This is a genomic window from Ruminococcus sp. AM26-12LB, from assembly GCF_003480785.1.
Taxonomy (GTDB): domain Bacteria; phylum Bacillota; class Clostridia; order Lachnospirales; family Lachnospiraceae; genus Blautia_A; species Blautia_A fusiformis.
On the sequence record NZ_QUJX01000016.1, the window covers coordinates 91,215 to 113,366 of the forward strand.

The 22,152-nt window shown below is 42.1% G+C and carries 22 protein-coding genes; 1 reads left to right on the forward strand and 21 read right to left on the reverse strand.

What is annotated here, in order from left to right:
- Positions 1-93: 93 nt before the first annotated feature.
- From DW694_RS12990 to DW694_RS13015, 6 genes are all read right to left on the reverse strand, one after another.
- Positions 94-3,561, reverse strand: coding sequence for a BspA family leucine-rich repeat surface protein (locus tag DW694_RS12990; RefSeq protein WP_110103930.1), 3,468 nt, complete (start codon positions 3,559-3,561; stop codon positions 94-96).
- Between the two features lie 66 nt (positions 3,562-3,627).
- Complete coding sequence (gene recG, locus DW694_RS12995) at positions 3,628-5,688, reverse strand: ATP-dependent DNA helicase RecG (protein WP_110103929.1); 2,061 nt, start codon at positions 5,686-5,688, stop codon at positions 3,628-3,630.
- Positions 5,689-5,700: 12 nt separating this feature from the next.
- Entirely contained in the window at positions 5,701-7,356 is a 1,656-nt protein-coding gene (locus DW694_RS13000; RefSeq protein WP_110103927.1) for a DAK2 domain-containing protein, read from the reverse strand.
- A gap of 20 nt (positions 7,357-7,376) precedes the next feature.
- The gene (locus tag DW694_RS13005) at positions 7,377-7,736 is read right to left on the reverse strand and encodes an Asp23/Gls24 family envelope stress response protein (protein WP_015524900.1); all 360 of its coding nucleotides are present in this window, start codon (positions 7,734-7,736) and stop codon (positions 7,377-7,379) included.
- 202 nt (positions 7,737-7,938) lie between these two features.
- Positions 7,939-8,370: a flavodoxin family protein gene (locus tag DW694_RS13010; RefSeq protein ID WP_021651499.1), complete on the reverse strand. Its 432-nt coding sequence runs from the start codon at positions 8,368-8,370 to the stop codon at positions 7,939-7,941.
- Positions 8,367-8,741, reverse strand: coding sequence for an MmcQ/YjbR family DNA-binding protein (locus tag DW694_RS13015; RefSeq protein WP_110103925.1), 375 nt, complete (start codon positions 8,739-8,741; stop codon positions 8,367-8,369). Before DW694_RS13015 ends, DW694_RS13010 begins: the two co-directional genes overlap by 4 nt.
- Positions 8,742-9,133: 392 nt before the next feature.
- On the opposite strand from DW694_RS13015, the gene rpmB reads away from it, so the two are divergent.
- A complete protein-coding gene (gene rpmB / locus DW694_RS13020; protein WP_015524898.1) occupies positions 9,134-9,322 on the forward strand; it encodes a 50S ribosomal protein L28 in 189 nt (62 codons plus the stop codon).
- A 294-nt stretch (positions 9,323-9,616) separates the two neighbouring features.
- Here rpmB and DW694_RS13025 read toward each other — a convergent pair whose 3' ends face one another.
- The 15 genes from DW694_RS13025 to DW694_RS13090 form a co-directional block, all read right to left on the reverse strand.
- Positions 9,617-9,988 (reverse strand): GerW family sporulation protein, encoded by a 372-nt coding sequence (locus DW694_RS13025; RefSeq protein WP_015524896.1) that lies wholly within the window; start codon positions 9,986-9,988, stop codon positions 9,617-9,619.
- Entirely contained in the window at positions 9,972-11,033 is a 1,062-nt protein-coding gene (locus DW694_RS13030; protein ID WP_110103923.1) for a DUF2953 domain-containing protein, read from the reverse strand. The genes DW694_RS13025 and DW694_RS13030 overlap by 17 nt, the downstream gene beginning before the upstream one ends.
- Before the next feature lie 4 nt (positions 11,034-11,037).
- Positions 11,038-11,349 (reverse strand): hypothetical protein, encoded by a 312-nt coding sequence (locus DW694_RS13035; protein ID WP_110103921.1) that lies wholly within the window; start codon positions 11,347-11,349, stop codon positions 11,038-11,040.
- A 63-nt stretch (positions 11,350-11,412) separates the two neighbouring features.
- On the reverse strand, positions 11,413-11,868 hold the full coding sequence (locus tag DW694_RS13040) for an NUDIX domain-containing protein (protein ID WP_015524893.1): 456 nt from the start codon (positions 11,866-11,868) through the stop codon (positions 11,413-11,415).
- 100 nt (positions 11,869-11,968) lie between these two features.
- Positions 11,969-13,447 carry a penicillin-binding transpeptidase domain-containing protein gene (locus DW694_RS13045; RefSeq protein WP_330490051.1) on the reverse strand — a complete coding sequence of 493 codons (1,479 nt, stop codon included), beginning with the start codon at positions 13,445-13,447 and terminating at the stop codon, positions 11,969-11,971.
- Complete coding sequence (locus DW694_RS13050) at positions 13,365-14,744, reverse strand: FtsW/RodA/SpoVE family cell cycle protein (RefSeq protein WP_015524892.1); 1,380 nt, start codon at positions 14,742-14,744, stop codon at positions 13,365-13,367. Before DW694_RS13050 ends, DW694_RS13045 begins: the two co-directional genes overlap by 83 nt.
- Positions 14,745-14,750: 6 nt before the next feature.
- The gene (locus tag DW694_RS13055) at positions 14,751-16,910 is read right to left on the reverse strand and encodes a U32 family peptidase (RefSeq protein WP_118753148.1); all 2,160 of its coding nucleotides are present in this window, start codon (positions 16,908-16,910) and stop codon (positions 14,751-14,753) included.
- A gap of 88 nt (positions 16,911-16,998) precedes the next feature.
- Positions 16,999-17,406 carry a cell division protein ZapA gene (locus DW694_RS13060; RefSeq protein WP_015524889.1) on the reverse strand — a complete coding sequence of 136 codons (408 nt, stop codon included), beginning with the start codon at positions 17,404-17,406 and terminating at the stop codon, positions 16,999-17,001.
- A gap of 177 nt (positions 17,407-17,583) precedes the next feature.
- On the reverse strand, positions 17,584-18,615 hold the full coding sequence (locus DW694_RS13065; protein WP_118753143.1) for an N-acetylmuramoyl-L-alanine amidase: 1,032 nt from the start codon (positions 18,613-18,615) through the stop codon (positions 17,584-17,586).
- Positions 18,616-19,007: 392 nt separating this feature from the next.
- On the reverse strand, positions 19,008-19,340 hold the full coding sequence (locus tag DW694_RS13070; RefSeq protein WP_110103919.1) for a ribonuclease: 333 nt from the start codon (positions 19,338-19,340) through the stop codon (positions 19,008-19,010).
- Positions 19,341-19,439: 99 nt separating this feature from the next.
- Positions 19,440-19,703 (reverse strand): DUF6275 family protein, encoded by a 264-nt coding sequence (locus DW694_RS13075; protein WP_110103918.1) that lies wholly within the window; start codon positions 19,701-19,703, stop codon positions 19,440-19,442.
- A gap of 10 nt (positions 19,704-19,713) precedes the next feature.
- Positions 19,714-20,016 (reverse strand): DUF4406 domain-containing protein, encoded by a 303-nt coding sequence (locus DW694_RS13080; RefSeq protein ID WP_022426487.1) that lies wholly within the window; start codon positions 20,014-20,016, stop codon positions 19,714-19,716.
- Positions 20,017-20,239: 223 nt separating this feature from the next.
- Positions 20,240-20,401, reverse strand: coding sequence for a hypothetical protein (locus tag DW694_RS17515; protein ID WP_158526504.1), 162 nt, complete (start codon positions 20,399-20,401; stop codon positions 20,240-20,242).
- 84 nt (positions 20,402-20,485) lie between these two features.
- Positions 20,486-21,496 carry a Holliday junction branch migration DNA helicase RuvB gene (gene ruvB, locus DW694_RS13085; protein WP_015524888.1) on the reverse strand — a complete coding sequence of 337 codons (1,011 nt, stop codon included), beginning with the start codon at positions 21,494-21,496 and terminating at the stop codon, positions 20,486-20,488.
- Between the two features lie 210 nt (positions 21,497-21,706).
- On the reverse strand, positions 21,707-22,152 hold a 446-nt coding region (locus tag DW694_RS13090; protein ID WP_207664241.1), incomplete at its 5' end, for an RNA-guided endonuclease TnpB family protein.

Below are 22,152 nucleotides of genomic sequence, written 5' to 3' on the forward strand. Positions count from 1 at the left end.
TTATAGCCTCCTTACAAGGGATTTGTTAATCTTTTCTCATGCAATACAATACTACGATTTGAAAGTTTTGTAAAGAAAAGTTTCAAAAGTCTATTAGTTAAGGCTGTAATTTACAGCATGTACACGATAAGTTACACTGCTTTTACTATATGTCCAGTTATGACGCAGCAGACAATTATGATGACGTCCGTCCCCATCCAGATTACACTCTATCACTTTAAATGAATCACTGTAAACTTCTGTAACGATAGCCGAATGTCCATTATTATTGATGCGCACATAGTCTCCTACCTGAACATTATTATCATATATTCTTTGAAGGCCTGATACTCTCTGCCCTTCCCAGATATCATAAAATACTTTTCTTGCAAACCCATCACACTGGATAGCCCCGTCAAACTTATTGCAATCATACTCGCCATTACCTGGTATCGGATCAATTCCGCTCTGAGTTCCGTGATGTTTGCATGGAACATCACTGATCGTATCCTGAAATCTTTCAGGAGCTCCGCTGCTGTCCAGATTATCTGTCAGATCTGAATAACTGTTTACAACATGGTTCCAAAATTTCCCATCAGGAAATTTGATTTTTTCATCTTCAATTCTCTGCTGCAGATTTTTCTTTTTAATAACAGTAAGATTAACAATTACCGGCTTCGCTGCATTATAAAACGTTGTACTTTTTGTAGTAACTGTGATCTGCACTTCTCTCTGAATATCGTTTTCTTGCCATTCCTTCAAAGTAACCGTTCCATCAGAAGCTACCGATGCAATAGCACTGTTGCTGCTGGAATAAACCAATGTTGCATTCTGATCTGCTTTTGCCCCGAGATTGAATGCTCCATCATAGATCTTACGTTCCTGCTGCTGTACACAGCTGACAGATGGAGTTCCTTTTACCGTAGTGATCGTCAGTTTCCTGGTTGCCGGAGCATAGGAAGAAGATTTCGCTGCAGTGATCTGGATTGTAACTTTTCCAAGCTTCTTTGCCTTTTTAAAGTTCAAATTACCTTTGGAATCCACAGAAACAATACTGGTATCTAAGGACTTATAAGTAAGTTTCCCACCTTCTGAAGGAACTTTGGCACCAAGAGATTTTATTGTAGTGGAATACGCTATTTTTGCCCCATTCTTTACAGCAGTGGTAATATTCTGTCTTTTCAGCACATTAATCTTAATTGCAATATTCTGTGCCTGATAATGTTTGGTCGCCGCAACTTTTACAGTAACTGTTGCCACTCCCTCTCCATTAAGCATAATCTTGCTATTTTTTACAGATGCAATTTTTGCATTAGTGGTTGAATATGTCACTTTTGCAAATTCTTTTTTTCCTGAAACACTGATTTTGTAGGATTTACCTTTGTCTGTATAAAGTTTTGTAATACTTCCTGGTGTAACTTTTACCGGCTGTTTTGCTTTGCTGATCTTATAAGCTATTTTTTTTGTACCTGTAAAATTGCCCTTTCCTGTGATTTGTAAGGTTGCTGTTCCAGGTTCTTTATTATTAAGATATTTATATGTATAATCTTTTTCATTCTGTAATGAGATCATTCCGGCCGCATTGGCTTTCGGCATATAAATAGAAAATGCGGGAGTTTTTGCCTGTCCATCCCAGGTGTAAATCGTTGTCTTCAAATTAACTTGAACTTTACCGTCAAGACTGCATGCTTTGATGGTAAAATATTTAGAAACAGAATCTTTGTAACTTCCCTTTCCTGTGATTTTTGCAACAGCTTTTGTTCCCGTTTTTGTATTATTAGAATAAGTTACTGTATAATCTGTGCCGCTTTTTAATGTTGTATTTCCAAGTTTAACAGTTACACCTGGCTTCTGCGGACTTCCATTGTAAGTTGCAGTTTTTACAGTTACCTTTGCCGTTTTGATGCTCTTTCTAACTACTGGTTTTGAAGCAACTACCTTTAAAGTGATACATTTACTGTTCGTTGGCATGGTCGTATATTTTTTGCCTGAGCTGTCTGACATGGTAAATGGAAGTTCTATAGAGCACTTCAGGTTCGGGATTGTTTTCAGTGTTTTAAGATTATCCATATAGTACAGCATATATCTTGCATCATTGACGCTAGATGTATTAAACTTACTGAGGTTTAGAGATTCCAGGCTGCTACAGGAGTTAAACATATATCCCATCTTTACCACTTCAGAAGTATTGAAATGGCTCACGTCCACAGCTTTTAACGCATAGCAGCGTGAAAACATTCCTTCCATAGATTTTACTTTTGATGTGTTAAATTTAGAAACATCCAGAGAAGTCATTTTTTTAAGCTCGCCAAACATAGAATTCATATCTACTACCTTGGATGTATCAAAATTTTTAATATTGAGGCTTGTTAAAGACTCATTTCCATAAAACATGAAATACATATTCTGTACATTAGAAGTATTAAAACTGTTCAGATCCAGAGACTTGAGCTTGCTCATAGTACAGAACATTTTGCCCATATCTTCTACATTTGATGTATTAAAGTTTCGTACATTTAACTGTGTAAGACTTTCGCACCGTTCGAACATACCGTTCATATATACAACATTTGCTGTATTGAAATTACTGACATTCAACTGTGTAAGGCTTTCACAGCAATAAAACATCTCCTCCATAGTCGTAACATTCGCTGTATTAAATCTACTGACGTCCAACTGTTTAAGATTCCGACATTCACGGAACATTCCGCTCATCCTTGTCACTCTGGAAGTATTAAAATTCCGGACATTCAGCTGTGTAAGGCTTTCACAGCCTAAAAACATGCTATTCATATCATTAACTTTTGAAGTATCAAATTTACTGACATCCAGAGTTTTTAATTTACTGCAATTTCGGAACATTCCCTGCATATGAGATACATTTCCGGTTTTCAATGAACCAGTATCCAGCTGTGTAAGGCTTTCACAATCTGAGAACATAAAGGCCATGTCTGTCACCTTACTGAAATCACAGTTTTTAAAAGTGATCCTGGTAAGATTCCTGCATCCCTTAAACATAGCTCTTGTCTTTGTGATTCCGGAAATTTCAACTATGGCTGTTTTAATATCATCCTGCCATTTACTCCAGCCCCTTTCTGCATCCCAATAATAATCTGAGGTATCATAGTCACCGTTTCCTTTTAATGTAAGACATCCGGATGTATCAATTGACCAGGCAATATCTCCGGTGATTCCTCCATCCATCATGCTTGCGGAAGCACTTACAGCATCTTCTTCTCTATCAGAAAAGTCATCACTTTCTGCCATTTCTTCTGTTTCCGGTTCTTCCGAAAGATTTTCAGTGTCCTCCGACATTTCTATATTATCCGCTTCTTCCGGCTCTTCTTCTAATTCCTGTTCTGTGCTATCAGGTAATTCTGCTGCTTCATCGTCTGCTGAGATTCCATCTTCAAAAATATCTTCCTCAGAAAAACTTTCCTCTGGACTGTCAGTCTCCTCATTTACATTTTCCTGGACTGTTTCCGGTTCTGTCTCTGAAGCCATGGTTATCCCTGCATTGCCAAAGATCATAGACCCTGATAAAACGACACACAGAAGTTTTTTGATCATTTTTCTCCTCATCCTGTTTTCTCCCTTTTTCTTTTTATACTAAAACGAAGTTCTGATTCTTCGCTTTGCTCCATCCAATTAGATCCCCAGATTTTCCAGTTCTTCACTCATATACCCCTTGAGATGCTCCTTTAAAGCCTTATGCTGAGGCAGGATAAGATCAAAATCCAGTGCCAGGATCTCACCAGCTGCTTCACTTGCATTCTTCAGGATTCCCGCATCATTGTAGATATCACCGATCTTAAATTCCATCAGTCCGCTCTGGCGGATACCGAAAAGATCTCCTGGGCCCCGAAGCTTCAGATCTTCTCCGGCTATATAAAATCCATCATTGGATTCATTGAGGATCTTCAGACGTTTAGAAGTATTTTCTTCATTATTTCCCTGGATAAAAATGCAGTAAGACTGATGCTCTCCACGCCCTACACGGCCACGGAGCTGGTGAAGCTGTGCAAGACCGAATCGTTCTGCATTTTCCACCATCATAACGGTAGCATTTGGCACATTCACTCCAACCTCCACAACCGTGGTAGATACCAGTACCTGGATCTCATCGGAAGCAAAGGCCTCCATGATCCTGTTCTTTTCTTTTGGCTTCATTTTGCCGTGAAGGATCTCTACTCTGATCTCGTCAGGCAGGACTTCCTGAAGCTTTCTGGCATAATCTGTGACATTCTCTGCATCCAGTCCTTCGCTCTCTTCCACCATTGGGCAGATCACATAAGCCTGTCTTCCCATCTGCACCTGCTTTTCAATAAAAGAATACGCCTTGGGGCGGTAGGAAGTTCCTACTACGCAATTTTTGATCGGAAGCCTTTTTGCAGGAAGCTCATCGATGATCGAAATATCCAGATCTCCGTATAAAATGATCGCCAGTGTCCGGGGAATAGGGGTTGCACTCATAACAAGTACATGTGGCGGATTTCCTCTGGTCGTCAGCGCTTCCCTCTGGCGAACGCCGAATCTGTGCTGCTCATCTGTGATCACAAGACCCAGATTCTTATATTCCACCTTTTCCTGGATCAGGGCATGAGTACCGATGATCACATTCACTTCGCCGGTTGCGATCTTCTGATAGATTTCACGCTTCTGTCTGGCTGTGGTAGATCCTGTCAGAAGAACCGGGTGGCAGGAAATGATATTCTGCTCTTCCATCAGCTTCAGAAAGCCTTCGTAATGCTGATTAGCCAGAACCTCTGTCGGCACCATCAATGCACTCTGAAAGCCATTTTCTGCTGAAAGTACCATAGCTAAAAACGCGATCACAGTTTTACCGCTTCCAACATCTCCCTGCACAAGTCTGGACATCAGCTTATGGCTGCTCAGATCTCGTTCGATCTCGTGCCAGACATTCTTCTGAGCTCCGGTCAGGTCATAGGGAAGCCCTTCTATGATTTCCTCGGTTGTCCATACTGGTTTCATTGGAAAAGTGTTTGGAGCCTCTTCGGTTTTCTCCTTCAGAAGCTGTATTGCCAGCACAAAAAGCAGGAACTCATCGAATACCAGACGTTTCCTGGCTGTGAGAAGCTCCTGCATATTTTTCGGAAAATGGATAGTCCGGATCGCATAATTGGCATCCGCAAGCTGATAGCGTTCCCGTATTTCCTCCGGCAGATATTCCCCATGGAGAGGTCTTGTATCCAAAATCTGATGTACCAACTTCGTGATCATCTTGTTGGAAAGACCTTTCGTCAGACCATATACAGGCTGCATACTGTGAATGATCTCCTCATAAGCTGCCGGGGTAAAAATCTCCGGATGTTCCATTTGAGGACGGCCTTTTTTTCTGGTGATCTTTCCTCTGAGGATAAAAACACTGCCCTTTTTGAGTGTTCCCCTCAAATAAGGCGCATTGAACCAGGCAACCGGCAATCGGCCGCTTGCATCTGCCACAGTTGTTGTCAGAACCTGGAGATTGCGTACCTGGTTAATATAAATACCTGTTGCTATAGTGACACGGATAGAGACTGTTTTGTCCTCCTCTGCTGATGCAATCTCCACAGGCTCCTCATATATATCGTAAGTCCGCGGATAATAACGGAGAAGCTCTTCCGCAGTCGTGATCCCGATCTTCTGGAAAAGCTTCTCTGTTTTCTCACCCACGCCTTTTAATTCACGTAAAGGTGTCTTTTCATTCATTTTTTGTGCTCTTTATTCTACAGAAATCAGATAGTAGTAAATCGGCTGTCCACCCTGGTTCAGCTCAACCTCGCACTCCGGATATTTCTCAGTAAGAGAATCAGAAAGTGCCTCTGCATCTTCCTCAGATACATCTTCACCATAGTAAACGCTGATGATCTCAGATTCCTCGTCAACCATCTCTGCTACCATCTCCTCCGCTACCTGAAGTCGATCTCTGCCTACTGCAAGGATGCCTGCATCACCGATTCCCATGATATCTCCCTCATGGATTTCCTTGTCATCAATACGTGTATCACGGACTGCATAAGTGATCTGTCCGGTTTTCACTCTGGAAATCGCATCGGTCATGGAAGCAAGGTTCTCCTCGCCGCCCTTTTCCGGAACAAAGCTGATCATTGCGGAAATTCCCTGTGGAATCGTCTTGGTTGGTACTACAATGATCTCCTTGTCCTCAGTCAGATCTCTTGCCTGGTTAGCTGCAAGGATAATATTCTTGTTATTCGGGAAAATATAAATTGTTTTTGCATGTACTTTCTCAATAGCATTGAGCATATCCTCTGTACTCGGGTTCATAGTCTGACCGCCTTCGATCAGATAATCTACGCCAAGCTCACGGAAAATCTGAGAAAGTCCCTCACCTACTGATACAGAAATAAATCCGTGATCCTTCGGAGGTTCTTTATTTTCTGCCTGTTCTTTTGCAAGTTTTTCAGCGTCTTTGATCAGTTTTTCCTGATGTTCTTCTCTCATATTGTCAATCTTCATGCGGGAAAGCTGACCATACGTGAGTGCACGTTCAAAAGCCTGTCCCGGATGATTGGTGTGTACGTGTACCTTGACAATCTCATCATCTGCCACCAGAACAATGGAATCACCGATGGAATCCAGAAATTCACGGAAACGATCGATCTCCTCCTGTGGAAGCGGTTTTTCAAGAAGGATAATAAACTCTGTACAATATCCAAATTTGATATCTGCCTCTGCCTGAGGAGAAATCTTTGTGATCTTAGGAGCAGCAGCTGTCTCAAACTGGGAATAATCCACTTCTTTTCCATGATATCCGTCGATGGCACCACGGAAGACTTCCAGAAGTCCCTGTCCGCCAGAATCCACAACACCTGCTTCTTTCAGGACTGGAAGCATCTCCGGTGTTCTGGCAAGAGTTTCCTCTGCATGCTGAAAGATTCCGTCGAAAAAAGCATCCAGATCTTCTGCAGCATCGGCAAGCTCTGCGGCTCTGTCTGCAGCAGCTCTGGCTACAGTAAGAATGGTTCCCTCTTTTGGTTTCATAACTGCTTTGTATGCAGTTTCAACGCCTCGCTCCATAGCTGCGGCAATGGCAGGTGCATCCAGATCTGTAAGTTTACGCACACCTCTGGTAAATCCACGCAGAAGCTGTGACAGGATAACACCGGAATTACCTCTGGCTCCACGGAGGGAACCGGAAGAAATTGCCTTTGCCAGGGATTCCATATCCGGATCTGTAAGAGCACCTACTTCAGAAGCAGCAGACATGATGGTAAGCGTCATATTGGTTCCCGTATCTCCATCAGGTACAGGAAACACATTCAGTTCATTGATCCACTCTTTCTTCGCTTCCAGATTCTTTGCTCCGGACAGAAACATTCTGGAAAGTATTTTAGCATCTATGGTTTTGTTATTCACCACAAGTTCCTCCTCTAAAACTAATCTATTGCACGCACGCCCTCAACCATAATGTTGATCTTTTCAATCTCCATTCCTGTAAAGGCTTCGACTTTATATTTTACATTGTTGACAAGATTGTCCGCAATAGTACTGATATTCACGCCATATGCTACGATGACATGAAAATTCAGCCGGATCTTATTATCATCCGTGATCTTAACACTGATACCATGTTTCAGGCTGTCAATACGCAAAAGCTTGACCAGGCCATCCTTCATACTGATAGCTGCCATTCCGATGATACCAAAACACTCTACCGCCACACTGCCGGCATAAGTCGCAATGACATCTGTATCAATTACGATCTGACCCAATCCGGAATCTATACGTCCATTCATATGGTTACCTCCATTGTTTCATTCAGATTAAATTATATAAAACTATTATAACCTTTTTTTTATAATTACGCAATGATAGAGTTCAACTTGTTTTATCTTATAGAAAATTAAGCTCATCCACTCTATTGAAGGGAAACCCCGAATTGCGATGGAGCATACTGGCCGATACTATGAAGCCGGTTTTTCCTTTTCGTTTATCTACTTATAATCCTTTTACAAACGCAACTGCATTTTTTATATCTTCTTCATCTGGATGCCCTTTTGCAATTCCACCAACCAGTTTAAATGGACCAAATGTGTCATAACCCTTGCACCCGAATTTTCCTATCACTTTGGAACGCTTCTTGTCCAAAATCTGCTCAATAGATTTATAATTCGCACTTCCACCATAAGTACAGATCAGAAATACCTTTTTGTCGTCCGGTAGATTCTTCTCTGCAAATCCCAATAATGACTGATGAAATTTTGAAAAATAGATTCCTGATGCAAACCCAATCATATCATAACTGCTCAGATCTGCATCGGGTTGTTTTACAGCATCAATCAAATCAACCTGACACTCTTCTGCTATGCTCTTTACTAATTTTTCTGTATTTCCATGATGTACCGATGCATATATGATTGCTTTTTTCATTTGTTTTCCTTTCTGCCTGCGCCATCAATCAGGTCATAACTCATGTCCAAAAAGTCCAGTATCTTTGCTTTACTGACCGAACCATCCAGTAAAATCGTGATCCAGTGCTGCTTGTTCATATGGTATCCAGGTAAAAATCCATGCGTCTGAATAATCATATTCGTCATGTCCGGATCACACTTTACATCCATGATATCAACCGGATCTTTTCCTTCTAATCCCAGTTTTGATTTTTCAATAGTCATGATCACTGCATACCATTTTCCGTTTTTATGTCGGAGTACTGCACTGTCTGGCGATTTACTCCATAAATATTCTGGGACTGTTCCGTACTGTTTCTGCACATATTTAAAGATTTCTTCCGTCTTCACAATCTATTCAACTCCTGACGTTTCTGATATCCTACCTATAATCATACCACATTTTCGGATTCCGAACTACCTGCCAAATTCTTTTGCATTTTCCCGGTTTTCCTATTCTCATATGCCAGTTCAGCAAGAATATGTTCTATTCAGCTTCAGGAAAGAGACCAGGCCAAAGAAAAAACGATAAATTAATTCGCACTGGGTAATTTTCTATGTTTCAAATTGATCTAAACCATACACACAACGCTTAATTCTACCATGATCCGCCCTGTTCCCGGAGGTATGGAATACTTTCCTTAAAACTCTTTGCAGAATTTTTGATAAATTTCCTTTTTTTGCTTGCAAAAGAGCAATTCATCTGTTAAAATGGTGACTGTTGATAAAAGGAGGTGCTATTCATGGCTAAATGTGCAATCTGCGATAAAGGAGCTCATTTCGGAAACAATGTGAGTCATTCCCATAGAAGATCCAACAAAATGTGGAAATCTAACGTTAAATCCGTCAGAGTAAAAACAACTGCCGGCGGAGCAAAGAAAATGTATGTATGTACTTCTTGTTTAAGATCCGGAAAAGTTGAAAGAGCGTAAGTAATATCGTATGCCCCCGTAGAATGCGGGGGCTGTTTTTTTATCTTTAAGACAGATAAATTACAAGCGGGAAGTATGCCAGGTGCACACTTCCCGCTTATCTGCAAAACATATGATATCCGCATAGCAGACATATGACTGCCATTGCGATCACAATAAAATTCTCTGTAATAAGGATACCAAGAACCATGCCCACACCAATAAAAAACAGCATAAAACCAGTTAGCTTTCCCACTCCTGTCTGCTCATTTCCTGTTTTTTATTACAGTATATGCATGAAATCTAAATGGAATACTACTCTTCTTTCCCGTCTGTATCCTCGGCATTGCCTGCACCTGGTGCAAAACGGTTCACAAAATCCGGCACCATATCCAGAACCTTGGTAAGGCCATCCTGATTTTTTACGTTTACAAGTTTGGTGCTTCCATTCTGGATCACAAGCACTGCACAGGGAGACATCTTTCCGGCAAGACCTCCGCCGCCATTGTTCTTCTTGTCCCCTTCAAAAGCTCCGGCTCCCACGCCGAAGGATACATCGACCAGAGGAAGGATAATGGTATCGCCTACATGAATGGCATCGCCAACCACTGTCTTGGCCGATACAAAGCCATCCATTCCTTTAAATAATGAATTCACGGTATCTTTGAAATTATTCTCTTTCTCCATGATTTACCTCCTTATGTCTCCATCGGTGGATGACGTATTTTATATTTTTATTGAAATAAAGCTTCGCTGCTGTTGTGAGAACTACAATTCCATAAATCCTTCCCTTTAACATGATCTCTCCCTCAAGAACATTTTCATTATCAAAAAGGGGCGCTGCTTCGATCTTGTTTTTATGAAAAGGAATCGTCATTCCTAATACAGCCAATACCATACCTGTAACTGCCGGATCTTCATTGCCAAATGTGATCTTTCCGGTGATCCTTGTCGGAAGCACATGATAAATCAGTTTTTTTGCATTTTTCCACAGAAAGGAAAGAGCCTCTCTGGTTCGGGGATGGTCTAAAAATTCCTTCCACCAGTTTATCTTATCACAGAAATTCCGGATTGTTAATGCAAGACTTTGAATTTTTTTCAGAATCCTTTTGGGGATTCCAAGAAAATTCTGTACGATTCGGAACAGCTTTCCAACTGTCATTTTTATTTTTCCCACTATATTCAAAATTAAATCTGCAATCTTTGTCCGAAGCCTCTTTTCATCTTCCGATATTTCTTCGGAAATCGATATCGGCTCCATTATTACATTTTCCGAAATTTCATTTATATCTTCAACAGTATCTTCCTGAGGCTCAGACATTTGCAGCTCTGCGGTATCGTTCTGATTTTCGCTTTTTGATGTCTTTTCATGACTTCCAGAAGCCTCTGTCTGTTTTTTTGCATTTTGATTTCCGGAGTTGGAAAGAGCTCTTGGTTTCTTTTTTTTACGAAACAGATTTTTAAATTTTTCCAAAGGAATCCCTAACAAACATATTTTTGTTTTCAGAACGCCCTGCTCCCAGAATACCTGTGCAGAAATTATATGAAGCAGCCAGCTCACTTCACCGAAAGCATGTATTTCCCGAAGACTATCCGTACGGTCTTTTTTTAAATTCCCTCTGTATCTGATTGGACAAAATAAAAGAAGCAGCAGGATCAGAAAGATCAGCCCGATCAGAATCCCCAGAAGGATCAATATCCATTTTATTATCAGCCATAATATATGCAGCATTGGTTCACCTGTTTTTCAGATATTCTTTTATTTTAAAATTTCCAGTTTCGGTATAAACCTGTTCGATCATATCCTGTACCATCTGTATAGCACCGGATTTTCCTCTAGCCATTCCAACGATCAAAGGACAGGTGGCTCTGGCGCTTCGCTGTACAAGCATGCCTGCGGGAAGAATTTCCAAAATATTTCCGGGATTATCAGACAAAGTAACAACGTAGATATCCGGCACGAATTTACCAGCAGTGATCCTGGTTCTTATTCTAGTAGGATTTTTTACATCATTTCCTATGTAATAGTTTTTCATCCATTTCAGCAATCTGCCCTCACCTCCGTTATAATGCCAAACAGGGCTGCGTATGTACACAGCCCTGTCCTGTTGTTAAAAATACTTCTGCTGTTTCGCCCAGACGCCTTCACTTCGCATTTCCAGATACTCCTGATAGGCCTGTTCCACGATATGCTTCTCGTTGGAAAAACGGAGAAGATGATAGATCTCATGAAACTTATAGTATCCGGAATCTACAAAATATTCCTCTCGCTGGGGTTTGCTATGATAATTATCAGCTATCATGAGATACCAGTGTACCTCTTTCATTACCACATCCTCCGGAACGGTGAAATTATACTGGCTCTTACCGATATATTTCACGATAGAGGCCCGAACACCTGCTTCTTCCATTACTTCACGTAAAGCAGTCTGTTCAAAAGTCTCTCCTTTTTCTACAGTTCCTTTGGGAAGCACCCATCCTTCATAACGGTTCCTGTAGGATTTATACAATGCCAGAATCTTACCCCGATGAATTACCACACCGCCACAGCTTGTTGCTTCTATCATATTGCAATCCTCCTGTAATGCGTGTGTCTTTTGCACTGGCTATAGTATACCTCTTTTTTACCTTATAGGCAAGGGGCAAGAAGCAGATACTGTTCTCAATTTAATCGAAATAATATGCATCAAAAACATCTGCCGCAATGGGAACTGCCGCTTCACTTCCGGTTCCGCCGTTTTCCACGATCACTGCAATGGCGATATCCGGGTCATCTACATTAGAATAACCCACAAACCAGGAATGACTGGAGCCATTTTCATCAAACTCCGCAGAACCGGTCTTTCCGGCAACAGTATATCCTCGTCCGTTCAATGCGGAAGCCGTACCGTTTTCAACTACATTTTTCATTAGTTTTCCAAGGATATTGGCTTCATTTCTTGTCATCAGACGTTTGTATTCTGTTTTTTCTGTTTCCCTGACCGTATCACCGGAATTATTCACGATCTTATCGATCATAGTTGGCTTCATCAGTACACCATCATTGGCGATGGCACTTGTGATCAATGCCATATGCATCGGAGAAACAAGAGTGTTACCCTGGCCGATCGAGGTCTGCATCACAAGTGCGTTCGGAGAATCATTATCCAGGGTAAAACGGCTGGTTTTATAGGAATTCAGCGGAAGAGCCTTATTAAAGAGCAGATCCTCTGCAGTACTTTTCAGAGTACCTCCTCCCAGACCAAGTCCCATATCTGCAAATGCACAGTTACAGGAATGTGCAAATGCGGAATAAAAATCCTCCTGTCCATGTACTGCACCATTGTAACACTGGATCGTGTGGTCATCCACTGTGATACTTCCCTGACACAGATAGGAATATCCCTCCAGTGATCCCTTTTGCCTGAAATAATCCAGTGCCGTGACAATCTTAAATGTTGATCCCGGAGGATAAGCTCCATTGGTTGCACGGTTTAAAAGGCTGCTGTTACTTTCATCATTAACAAGGGTATCCCAGTTCTGTGCGATCGTGTTCGGATCAAAATCCGGTTTGCTCACCATAGCCAGGATACGTCCGGTGGATGGTTCCAGTACAACTACCGCTCCTCTGCGGTCTCCCAGAGAATTGTATGCCGTTGTCTGAAGATCTGCATTCAGACTGGAGATCACGGTATCACCCTGATTCTTTTTTCCCAGGAATTCATTTTTCATCTGTTCCAGAAAAAATGAATGGGAAGTGAGAAGCTGGAAATTTGCTTCCGATTCCAAACCACTCTTACCATTGGTATCATATCCTACTGCATGTGCAAAAATATTGGAAAACGGATACGTTCTCTCTTCTGTTCCATCTTCATACACATTGGTCTGTGCCAGGACCTCACCATCCGAAGACTGGATACTTCCACGTACTACACGGTCCGAAAATGTATCCTGACGGGTGTTGTACGGGCTGTTGATAAAATCTTCGCTTTTTATGGCGTCAAAATAGACCAGATATCCGATCAAACTGACAAAGATCAATATAAAGAAGGCCGATACAAAAGTTAAAGGCCGGTTCTTTTTTCTACGGAGTCTGGCGATTTCTCTTTCTCTCAGGCGTTGCTCTCTTTCCTCTTCTTTCAATCGTTTCTTTTCGCTGCGTTTCAATTTGTTCGTCCTCATCTTCCCTCAGAATATACAGTCCCTGAATGATCGCAAGCATCAGGATGGTACACATGACAGAACTGCCTCCGTAACTCACCAGCGGAAGTGTAACTCCTGTCATTGGAATAAACTTGGTTGCACCGCCAATGGTCAGAAATACCTGAAAAGCATATTCCGTTCCGAGCCCCAGTGCGATCAGTTTATAAAACGGATTCCTGATCTTTAGTGCAATAGTAACGATCATCAGAAAAAAGCTTGTGCATACAAGAATCAGGCAGATGGCAAAAATGCCACCCAGTTCCTCGCAAATAGCACTGAAGATAAAATCATTTTTTACGACCGGGATCTTCTCTGGAGAGCCCTGACAAAGTCCCATTCCAAACCAGCCTCCGGTTCCGATCGCAAACAGAGACTGCACGATCTGATAACCTTCATTTTGATAGACAGCCATCGGATCCTTCCAGGCACTGACTCGCTGACGGACATGTCCAAAAAGATGATATGCGATCACCGAACCAACGCATCCTCCGCCAAGTCCCAAAAATAAATAGCTCGGATTTCTGGTTGCCACATAGATCAGTACAAGGTAGGTGACAAAAAAGATTACTGCACTACCCAGATCCCTGGAAAGAACCAGGATCCCTACATGGATCACTGCAACGATCGTAGCCAGTACTACTTTGCGAAAATCCACCTTGGTACACAGAAGTGATGCCATAAAAAATACGAAGGTTATCTTGATCACCTCGGAAGGCTGGATTCCCATAAGAGAAAGCTTTGCACCGTAGCTTGTGCTTGCCAGAACAAGAACTGCCGCCAGAAGTACAATACCAATTCCGGCATAAGCCCATGTAAGATCCTTTAAAAATTTCATTTTTCGTATCATTACCGGTATCACCAGTGATACTGCACTACCTGCGGCCACGATCAGAAGCTGCTTAGTTGCAGACGGAAGTGAAAGCCGGCAGAGCATGATAAATCCTACGCTCAGGAGCATACACATATTATTTAAAAGAAGCAGCGATGCATTCTGATAAATAATTCGATAAAGGATCTGGATCGCTGCAAAAAAGATCATCATTTCGATATAGAACAGGATGACCCTGAAATCCATGCTTTTTAAATAGATCACAAGAAATGCTGTAAAATCAATAAAAAAGATCATGGTCAGCTGCTGATGGAGCAGTTCTCTCTTTTCTTCCTCATCCTGCCGCCACACCATATAAAAACAATGAAAGGTATAGACGATCATCAATGTGAGGATCACATACTTAGATAATTCTGTAATTACATTAATCATACACTTTTACTCGGCTCCTCTTTTAAAATGGCCTTTTGTATACCTGCGTCCGGAAGGTTTTCCGTTTTCCTGATAAACCGTCCAGAATTCTTTCAAGATCGCTTTTGCTTTCTCTGGCTCTTCGATCGTAAATGCCAGTCGCAAAGAGTGAAGGTTCAGTTTTTTTACCTGATCTTTTTCACCCGGAAGTCCGTAAGGAATGCTGTTATAAATGATATTATAACAGTATTTTGCTTTTTCGGAGATGTTTTTTCCCCATGGATCACAGCTGCATTTTACCGGAAATTCACTGTTATAGCGGTCTTTCAGATAAGCCGTCTCATATTTTCCTGTACATCCAAAAAGATTCTTCCTTACACACTGCGCGGAAAGCATCAGTGGGATATAACCATATAAAAGCAGCTCCGAAGAAGTATTATCTCTGTGTTTCAGTTCACCCTCATTCAACTCAAGGGGGACTGTATTTCGAAGAACTCCCTCTTCCCGCCAGAAATCAACACTCTGATCATTCCAGGTATACATGGATGCATCCAGGATACATTTTCCGCCATATCCCATTTTTTTCAGTACGGCGTAAGATTCCAAGTTTCTTACCAGAAAACCCTTCATACCCTGCTCCAACCATTTTTGAGCTGATTGAAGCCACTTTTCGGGGATTTCTCCGCGATGGATATGTGGAGTAGAAAGATATAATTCACTGCTTGCAGCAAGTTCCGGTGAAAAATATTTTTCCATAGTATCAAAAGGAAAATAAAAACCTGTAATCCCCGGTTCGTTCAAAAGTACTTCCGCAGTATCCGAACGTTCACAGGATACATACACAGGCAGGCTGTCTGTTACCCTTCTGTGGCAGGCAGCCTGATCCTTAGATTTCGTCGGCTGCTTCGTAACCTGTGCTCTCTTCTGACATCCGATCAGTGCTTCTCGCAGCTGACTCAGAGCATCTCTTCGTACTTCATTGAGAACTTTAACCGGAACAAAAATCCTTCCATTTATTTCAATGTTCAGATCCTCCCACTGAAAATCTGTATTTCCCAGTTTCTCCATCTGCTGACGGATCCTCTGTTCTTCCATTGGCTGATTTTTAGCAAACTGTACCTCACCGCCCATAGCAGTTACTGTCTGGCCCTTGCAGGTTATTTCCAGTATAACAGGACTTTCAGGAGAAAGTATTAAATTCCCATGAATTTTTTCTTTTATTTTTCTGATCTCCGGCTGGATATTACCGGATTTTTTTTCATTGGCAAAAGCCATCATTTCCGGCCCGCGATACATATCATAGTATCCTTTGCAGGATCCTCCACGACTGAAAAGCTCAAGAAGATACTTCCGGTCTTTTTCCTGAACGTGATATTCTTTTCCGCTTAAATACATATCCAGATATTTTCGATATACTGCCGTGACGCCCGCTGTGTACGCCGGCTGTTTCATACGCCCTTCGATCTTCAGAGACATAACACCCGCCCCCAGGATATCCGGAAGAATATCCAGAGTGCAGATATCTTTCAGGCTTAATGCACAAAAATCCTTGTCTCCTTTATATTTTCTGTGATCCATGGTTACACTGTAAGGAAGCCTGCATGGCTGTGCACAGCGGCCACGGTTTCCGCTTCTTCCACCGAAAATACTGCTCATCAGACACTGGCCGGAATAGCTGTAACAGAGAGCTCCATGGATAAAAGTCTCTATTTCCAGAGGACTTGCCTTATGCATGGCAGATATCTCTTCCAGGGAAAGCTCTCTGGCCGGAACCACACGAGTTGCTCCCTTTTCCTCCAAAAATCGCATTCCCTCCGGTCCGGTTACTGTCATCTGTGTGCTTGCATGAATATCCAGATCCGGAAAATTCCGGCGTATAAAAGAAAATACTCCCAGATCCTGTACGATCACCGCATCCAGCCCTGCCTCATAATACGGAAGCAGATATTCAAACAGCTGATCATCCAGTTCACGGTTCTTCAAAAGTGTATTCACAGTAAGATATAATTTACGGTTATGGATATGTGCGGTCTCAATGGCAGTGATCAGCTCTTCCTGGGTGAAGTTCTGCGCATAAGCTCTTGCTCCAAAAGCCGGTCCCCCTACATATACCGCATCAGCCCCGGCACCAATAGCTGCCTCAAAGCTTTCATAAGAACCTGCCGGCGAGAGCAGTTCTGTTATCATATTTTTCAAAGTATTCCCTCATCTCCCATCTGTTAATCAATCCGATGACCATAAAACAAAAGAGGATTACCGAAGCAATCCCCCATCCTTATTTAAGCAGTTCATCAAGTTCTTTCTCCAGTTCCTTCACCTTACCGTCCAGAAGATTCTTCTGTTCCTGAGCTTCCTGTTCTGCCTTCTTCGCCTCTTCAATCTGCATTTTCAAAGAGATCAGTTCATGTTTCAGATCATACATCTCCTGGTCTTTCTGCTGCAGATCCTGTTCAAAAATCTCCGCCTGCTTCTTTGCCTTAAAATAATCATCTGTAATATTCAGACTGAGCAATGTATGCTTGGTCTCCATGGCCTGTCTGGAGTATCCCGGCATCTGACTCAGCTCACTGATCTTATTATTCATATAGGCTGCAACCTTCTGAAAATATTCCTCGGACTCATACCCGCCCAGAGTAATGATCTTTCCATCGATAACAACCTGTGCTGTATTCTTTACCGCCATTCGTAAAGCCTCCTGAATTTATCTGTTACTGGTAATTTCCTCAATAACATTCCTCTGCATTGCCGGTCTTACAACCCGCAATTTCTTTTATTATAACTGATTCCCGCAAAAATGTATAGAAGTTTTTCTATTATTTTGTCGATTACAATATTTTCCTTAAAAATGCAAATGTTTTTCTCAATTATGAGTGTTGGCTTTCATGTGTTCGATCACCCTTTTCCAGGAATCAATACCGCAGGTTCCACTTACCTTTACGCCTGTGTTTTTCTGGAAAACTTTCAGAGATGCTTCTGTATCGTCTCCGAAATGGCCATCCACAGTAACACCAAGTACAGACTGCAGCACGGAAACTGCAACGCCGGAATCCCCTTTCCGGATGATCGGAAGCTGGGTCTCAAATTTTCCTGTCAGAACTACTGCCTTTTTTGAAGTCTGCACAGGATACACTGCTTTTCCGTTCCAATCATAGATGGTGTAGCCCTGTTTCCACTCTTTCTTTGCATTCTCAAGGCTCTTGTATGCTCCAATCTGGCTCTTGCTGTCAGCCCAGGACTTTCTTGTGCGATAATACTTGTCTACCGTTGGCGTGGTGGTCTCAGCTCCGATCAGCTGCTTGAACCGGTTCCAGTCACCTTTTGCACGGATCGCTGACGGGCAGTTCTTTGCGCATACATCATAATGCTGCACAACTCTGTCTGCCGGGATTCCCAGCTGTTTCATAAGCTGTTTGCACAACCGGACTGTATTCTGGAAAGCTTTCTCATAATTATAGCCAGCCTGGACACACATCTCGATTCCTACTGAATTTCTGTTGTTGACAGTACCAAACAGCCGACCGCCGTAGTTAACCCCTACGTGCCATGCGCCACGGTTATACGGAAGCGCCTGATATGCCTCTGTGTCATCCACATATACATGTGCAGAATAGCCTTTAAAGTTTCCATCATGTTGAGCCTTAGCATGTGCTTTCGCATTTGCACCCTTGGCATAGTTATCTGTGTTGTGAATTACGATATATGCCGGTTTATGACCTGCATAGCTGTTGTTGTTACTGATAAGACTTGTGTTGATATTCATGGTTGTACTCTCCTTTTCTGTTTTTGATGTCTTATTTGATGCCTTAATAGATAATATGCCATTCAAAATGCTGATGATCTTCTGACCATAATTCCTGCCGGATACCTGAGCTTTTCCCATAATCTTTAACATATGTTTCCTCCAATAAAAAAAGACGATTACTCGCCTCCTAAAAATACTTGAATTATTTTTTTCGAAATGGTATATTGATAATACAAAGGAACAACCGCCCACAAGGGGTTGAACTCAGTGAATAGCGAAATAGAAATTCCACCCTACACTCAGCCAAAGTTTTGGGGTGGTTTTTCTATGTAGAAAATTACTTACAAAACGTCAAAACGAACGTAAGCAATGCCAGAATGAACATACCAAAAGCCATGAGGTCTTTGAAATCAAAATGATTCTTGTCCATCAGCACCACCTCCATTCTATGTAGAATAGAGGTCAGCCACCCTGCAACACGATTGCTCCGTGTTCTATATTATCATATCGTCCTTTGATGTTCAACGAATTTCACAAAGGGATCACTCGCCCTCTGAATCTTTGTATTTCGTCCTGTCCCAGATACCTTTTACTTTTTCCCAACCGCCGGTCGCAACCAAATACACTACAAACGCCGCAATAATCGATGCGAAAATATAATACCAGGTGACAGCTGTCTTATAATACGTGCACAGGACTGCCAGTGCCACCGGACACAGGATCAGTGATGTGACCAGTGCTACAATACTTGTCGGGATCTTATTAAGTCCCGGGAGCTCTTTGATCACCTGCACAATAATCGATACCAGGAACGCCAGCACCCCGATCAGCGCCAGACCATATGTTACATACTGCATCATTACATTTACATTCATGTTCATTCTCCTTTTCTTTCCAGATCTTCTATTCTATGACATGAGCAAATGATTGTTTCCATGTAGTGTTTCCCTTCTCCGACTGTTGCACCGGCGCAATTACAGTTTAAAGCACATGTTTTGAAATTTCTTATAAGCATCAAAGTATAACTCGTGCTTATCTCCGTTATATGTCAGCTCATAATACATTCCATCCGGCACAGTCGTGCTCAGAAGTGCTTTACTGTTCTGTAATGTCTTACAACTCCATACCACGTACACATACTGTACTGTGATCTGTTTTCCATCGATCTTATCCATGTGTGAATTGGTATATTCAGCTACTTTTACTTTGCAAAGTCTTAAAAATTCTTCATTTCCCATTCCTTACCTCCTACACATGGTCAATTCTCGGAATTCCATACTCAACTGCACGCTCATGTTCGATCTTGCATCCTCTTGCTTTCTGCCAGTCTTTTGCAAAATAGGCGATATCGGCATCAGATAAAAACTCCAGGGACTTTCCAATGAACCACAGAGGTTTTGCTCCTACCGGTGCTGACTGGAAGAAAGAATCAATAACCTCTACAGGTTCTCTCAACAACTCTTCTGCCGCTTTGATTGCCACCTTTCGCTCTGCAAGAATCTCCTCGTCTGCTTTGCCACTCATTGGCTGACTGATAAATAATTTCTTCATTTCTTGTCCTCTCTTTCTTAAAAAAGTGTATAAAAATACCACCTGTCATTTTCTGACTGGTGGATAATTATTGTTTATTTTAAGTCTTGCATTCTTGTGTATATTATCGTAAAATACACATAAGATATCTTAATAAGAACCATTCGCAGTACCCATGATCTTTTAGATCGTACAGCTGAATGGTTCTTATTTTTTATTTCTTTGATAAACACCAATTATTTTTCTATCCTTGTACAATGCGATCTCTTCCAAAAAAGGAGAGATGTGTTGATCTGAACAGATTATTGACCTGCTCCATTATTTCGCCCTCTTTCAGCGGGCAATCCGTTATATCAAAAATAAAGTTTCCTGCCTGGCGCTTTTTCTTTTTTACCGCATTATACAGAACGTTTTTTCACCTGTGCTAATAGTCTTCAATTCAGATTCTCTGGTAACTCAGTTACCGAGTAATTCACTTTTTTTATGACCTTTACTTTGTCGATAAATCAGGACGAGGATATCCAAGATGGGTATATGCCAGCACGGAAGCCATTCTTCCACGTGGAGTTCTGTTAAGGAAACCTGTCTGCAAAAGATAGGGTTCATACACGTCTTCCAGTGTTCCGGAGTCTTCTCCGATCGATGCGGCAAGTGTTTCAAGCCCCACGGGGCCGCCCTGAAAATTCAGGATCAAGGTCTGGAGAATGCGGCGGTCTGTTTTATCAAGGCCATACTGATCTACTTCCAGAAGATCCAATGCGAAGCAGGCAACATCGTAGGTGATCACACCATTATACTTCACCTGGGCGAAATCACGTACTCTCTTCAGAAGACGGTTGGCCAGACGGGGGGTTCCTCTGGAACGCTTGGCGATCTCGGCAGCTCCATTGGGTTCGATTTCCACGCCAAGCACCTGAGCGGAACGTAGAATGATCGTCGTCAGTTCTTTTTTATCATAAAACTCCAGTCTCTGTGTTACGCCAAAACGATCACGAAGCGGCGCGGAAAGAAGACCTGCCCTCGTTGTTGCACCTACCAATGTAAACTTCGGAAGATCCAGACGAATGGAACGGGCGGATGCTCCCTTGCCGATCATGATATCGATAGCAAAATCTTCCATTGCCGGGTAAAGAACCTCTTCTACCTGTCGATTCAGTCTGTGTATCTCATCTACAAACAGCACATCTCCTTCCTGAAGGTTGTTCAGGATCGCAGCCATTTCGCCTGGCTTTTCAATCGCAGGACCTGATGTTACCTTCATATGTGTTCCCATCTCATTGGCAATGATCGCGGAAAGTGTAGTCTTTCCCAGCCCCGGAGGTCCATAAAACAGCACATGATCCAGTGAATCATGACGCTGCTTTGCTGCTTCGATATAAATTTTCAGGGTATCTTTTGTTTTCTGTTGACCAATATACTCATCCAGACTCTGAGGCCTTAAATTTCCCTCCAGGGAAAAATCCTCTTCTGTAACATCTGTTGTAATGATCCTGTTCTCCATTTGCTATGCTCCGTTCTATTTCATTTCAGTGCGAGCATGTTTGCTCTTACTCACGGCGGTGACATGCTCCCACCACTTAAATCTTACGATTTTGAAGTGGGGGCTTCCTGCTCGATTACCCTTTAGGGCAAAGCTAAAACAGGCTATCCCCGCGTGTCCCGCGGTTTTGTTTTTTATGTTTATCCGGTTACGGATTTTTTTCTTGTGCCGTCAGGCACATTCTTTATAGATTCTTTTTCCTTCTTCACGGATATTGACTGCTGCATTCACATCCCGGTCCATCCTATTTCCACATCCACAAACATACATTCTATCCGACAATGCCAATTCCTTTTTCTTATGTCCGCATACACTGCAGATCTTGCTGGATGCAAAATAACGGTCTACTTTTATAAGATGTTTTCCGCATTCTTCCAGCTTGTATCCCAGCATGAACAGAAACTGCCCGTAACCGTTATCCTGCACACCTTTCCCAAGGTGCAGTCCTCCGGACATTCCCTTCAGATTCAGATCTTCCACACATACTGCATCATATCTTTCCGCAAGCTCCCTACTGAGCTTATGCTGGAAATCTTTTCTCTGGTTCTTTATCTTTTCATGACATAAAGCTACCCTTTTTTTCTGTTTCTGATAGTTCCGGCTTCCTTTTTCACAGT

Coding starts and splice junctions, on each gene's coding strand:
- DW694_RS13010 (WP_021651499.1), bottom strand. CDS start 8,370: ATGAAAAAAGCAATCATATATGCATCGGTACATCATGGAAATACAGAA.
- DW694_RS13030 (WP_110103923.1), bottom strand. CDS start 11,033: ATGCTGCATATATTATGGCTGATAATAAAATGGATATTGATCCTTCTG.
- DW694_RS13080 (WP_022426487.1), bottom strand. CDS start 20,016: ATGAAGAAATTATTTATCAGTCAGCCAATGAGTGGCAAAGCAGACGAG.
- DW694_RS13060 (WP_015524889.1), bottom strand. CDS start 17,406: ATGGCGGTAAAGAATACAGCACAGGTTGTTATCGATGGAAAGATCATT.
- DW694_RS13040 (WP_015524893.1), bottom strand. CDS start 11,868: ATGATAGAAGCAACAAGCTGTGGCGGTGTGGTAATTCATCGGGGTAAG.
- DW694_RS13025 (WP_015524896.1), bottom strand. CDS start 9,988: ATGGAGAAAGAGAATAATTTCAAAGATACCGTGAATTCATTATTTAAA.
- DW694_RS13055 (WP_118753148.1), bottom strand. CDS start 16,910: ATGATAACAGAACTGCTCTCGCCGGCAGGTTCTTATGAAAGCTTTGAG.
- DW694_RS12990 (WP_110103930.1), bottom strand. CDS start 3,561: ATGAGGAGAAAAATGATCAAAAAACTTCTGTGTGTCGTTTTATCAGGG.
- DW694_RS13050 (WP_015524892.1), bottom strand. CDS start 14,744: ATGATTAATGTAATTACAGAATTATCTAAGTATGTGATCCTCACATTG.
- DW694_RS13070 (WP_110103919.1), bottom strand. CDS start 19,340: ATGAATGTAAATGTAATGATGCAGTATGTAACATATGGTCTGGCGCTG.
- ruvB (WP_015524888.1), bottom strand. CDS start 21,496: ATGGAGAACAGGATCATTACAACAGATGTTACAGAAGAGGATTTTTCC.
- DW694_RS13075 (WP_110103918.1), bottom strand. CDS start 19,703: ATGGGAAATGAAGAATTTTTAAGACTTTGCAAAGTAAAAGTAGCTGAA.
- rpmB (WP_015524898.1), top strand. CDS start 9,134: ATGGCTAAATGTGCAATCTGCGATAAAGGAGCTCATTTCGGAAACAAT.
- DW694_RS13005 (WP_015524900.1), bottom strand. CDS start 7,736: ATGAATGGACGTATAGATTCCGGATTGGGTCAGATCGTAATTGATACA.
- recG (WP_110103929.1), bottom strand. CDS start 5,688: ATGAATGAAAAGACACCTTTACGTGAATTAAAAGGCGTGGGTGAGAAA.
- DW694_RS13065 (WP_118753143.1), bottom strand. CDS start 18,615: ATGTTAAAGATTATGGGAAAAGCTCAGGTATCCGGCAGGAATTATGGT.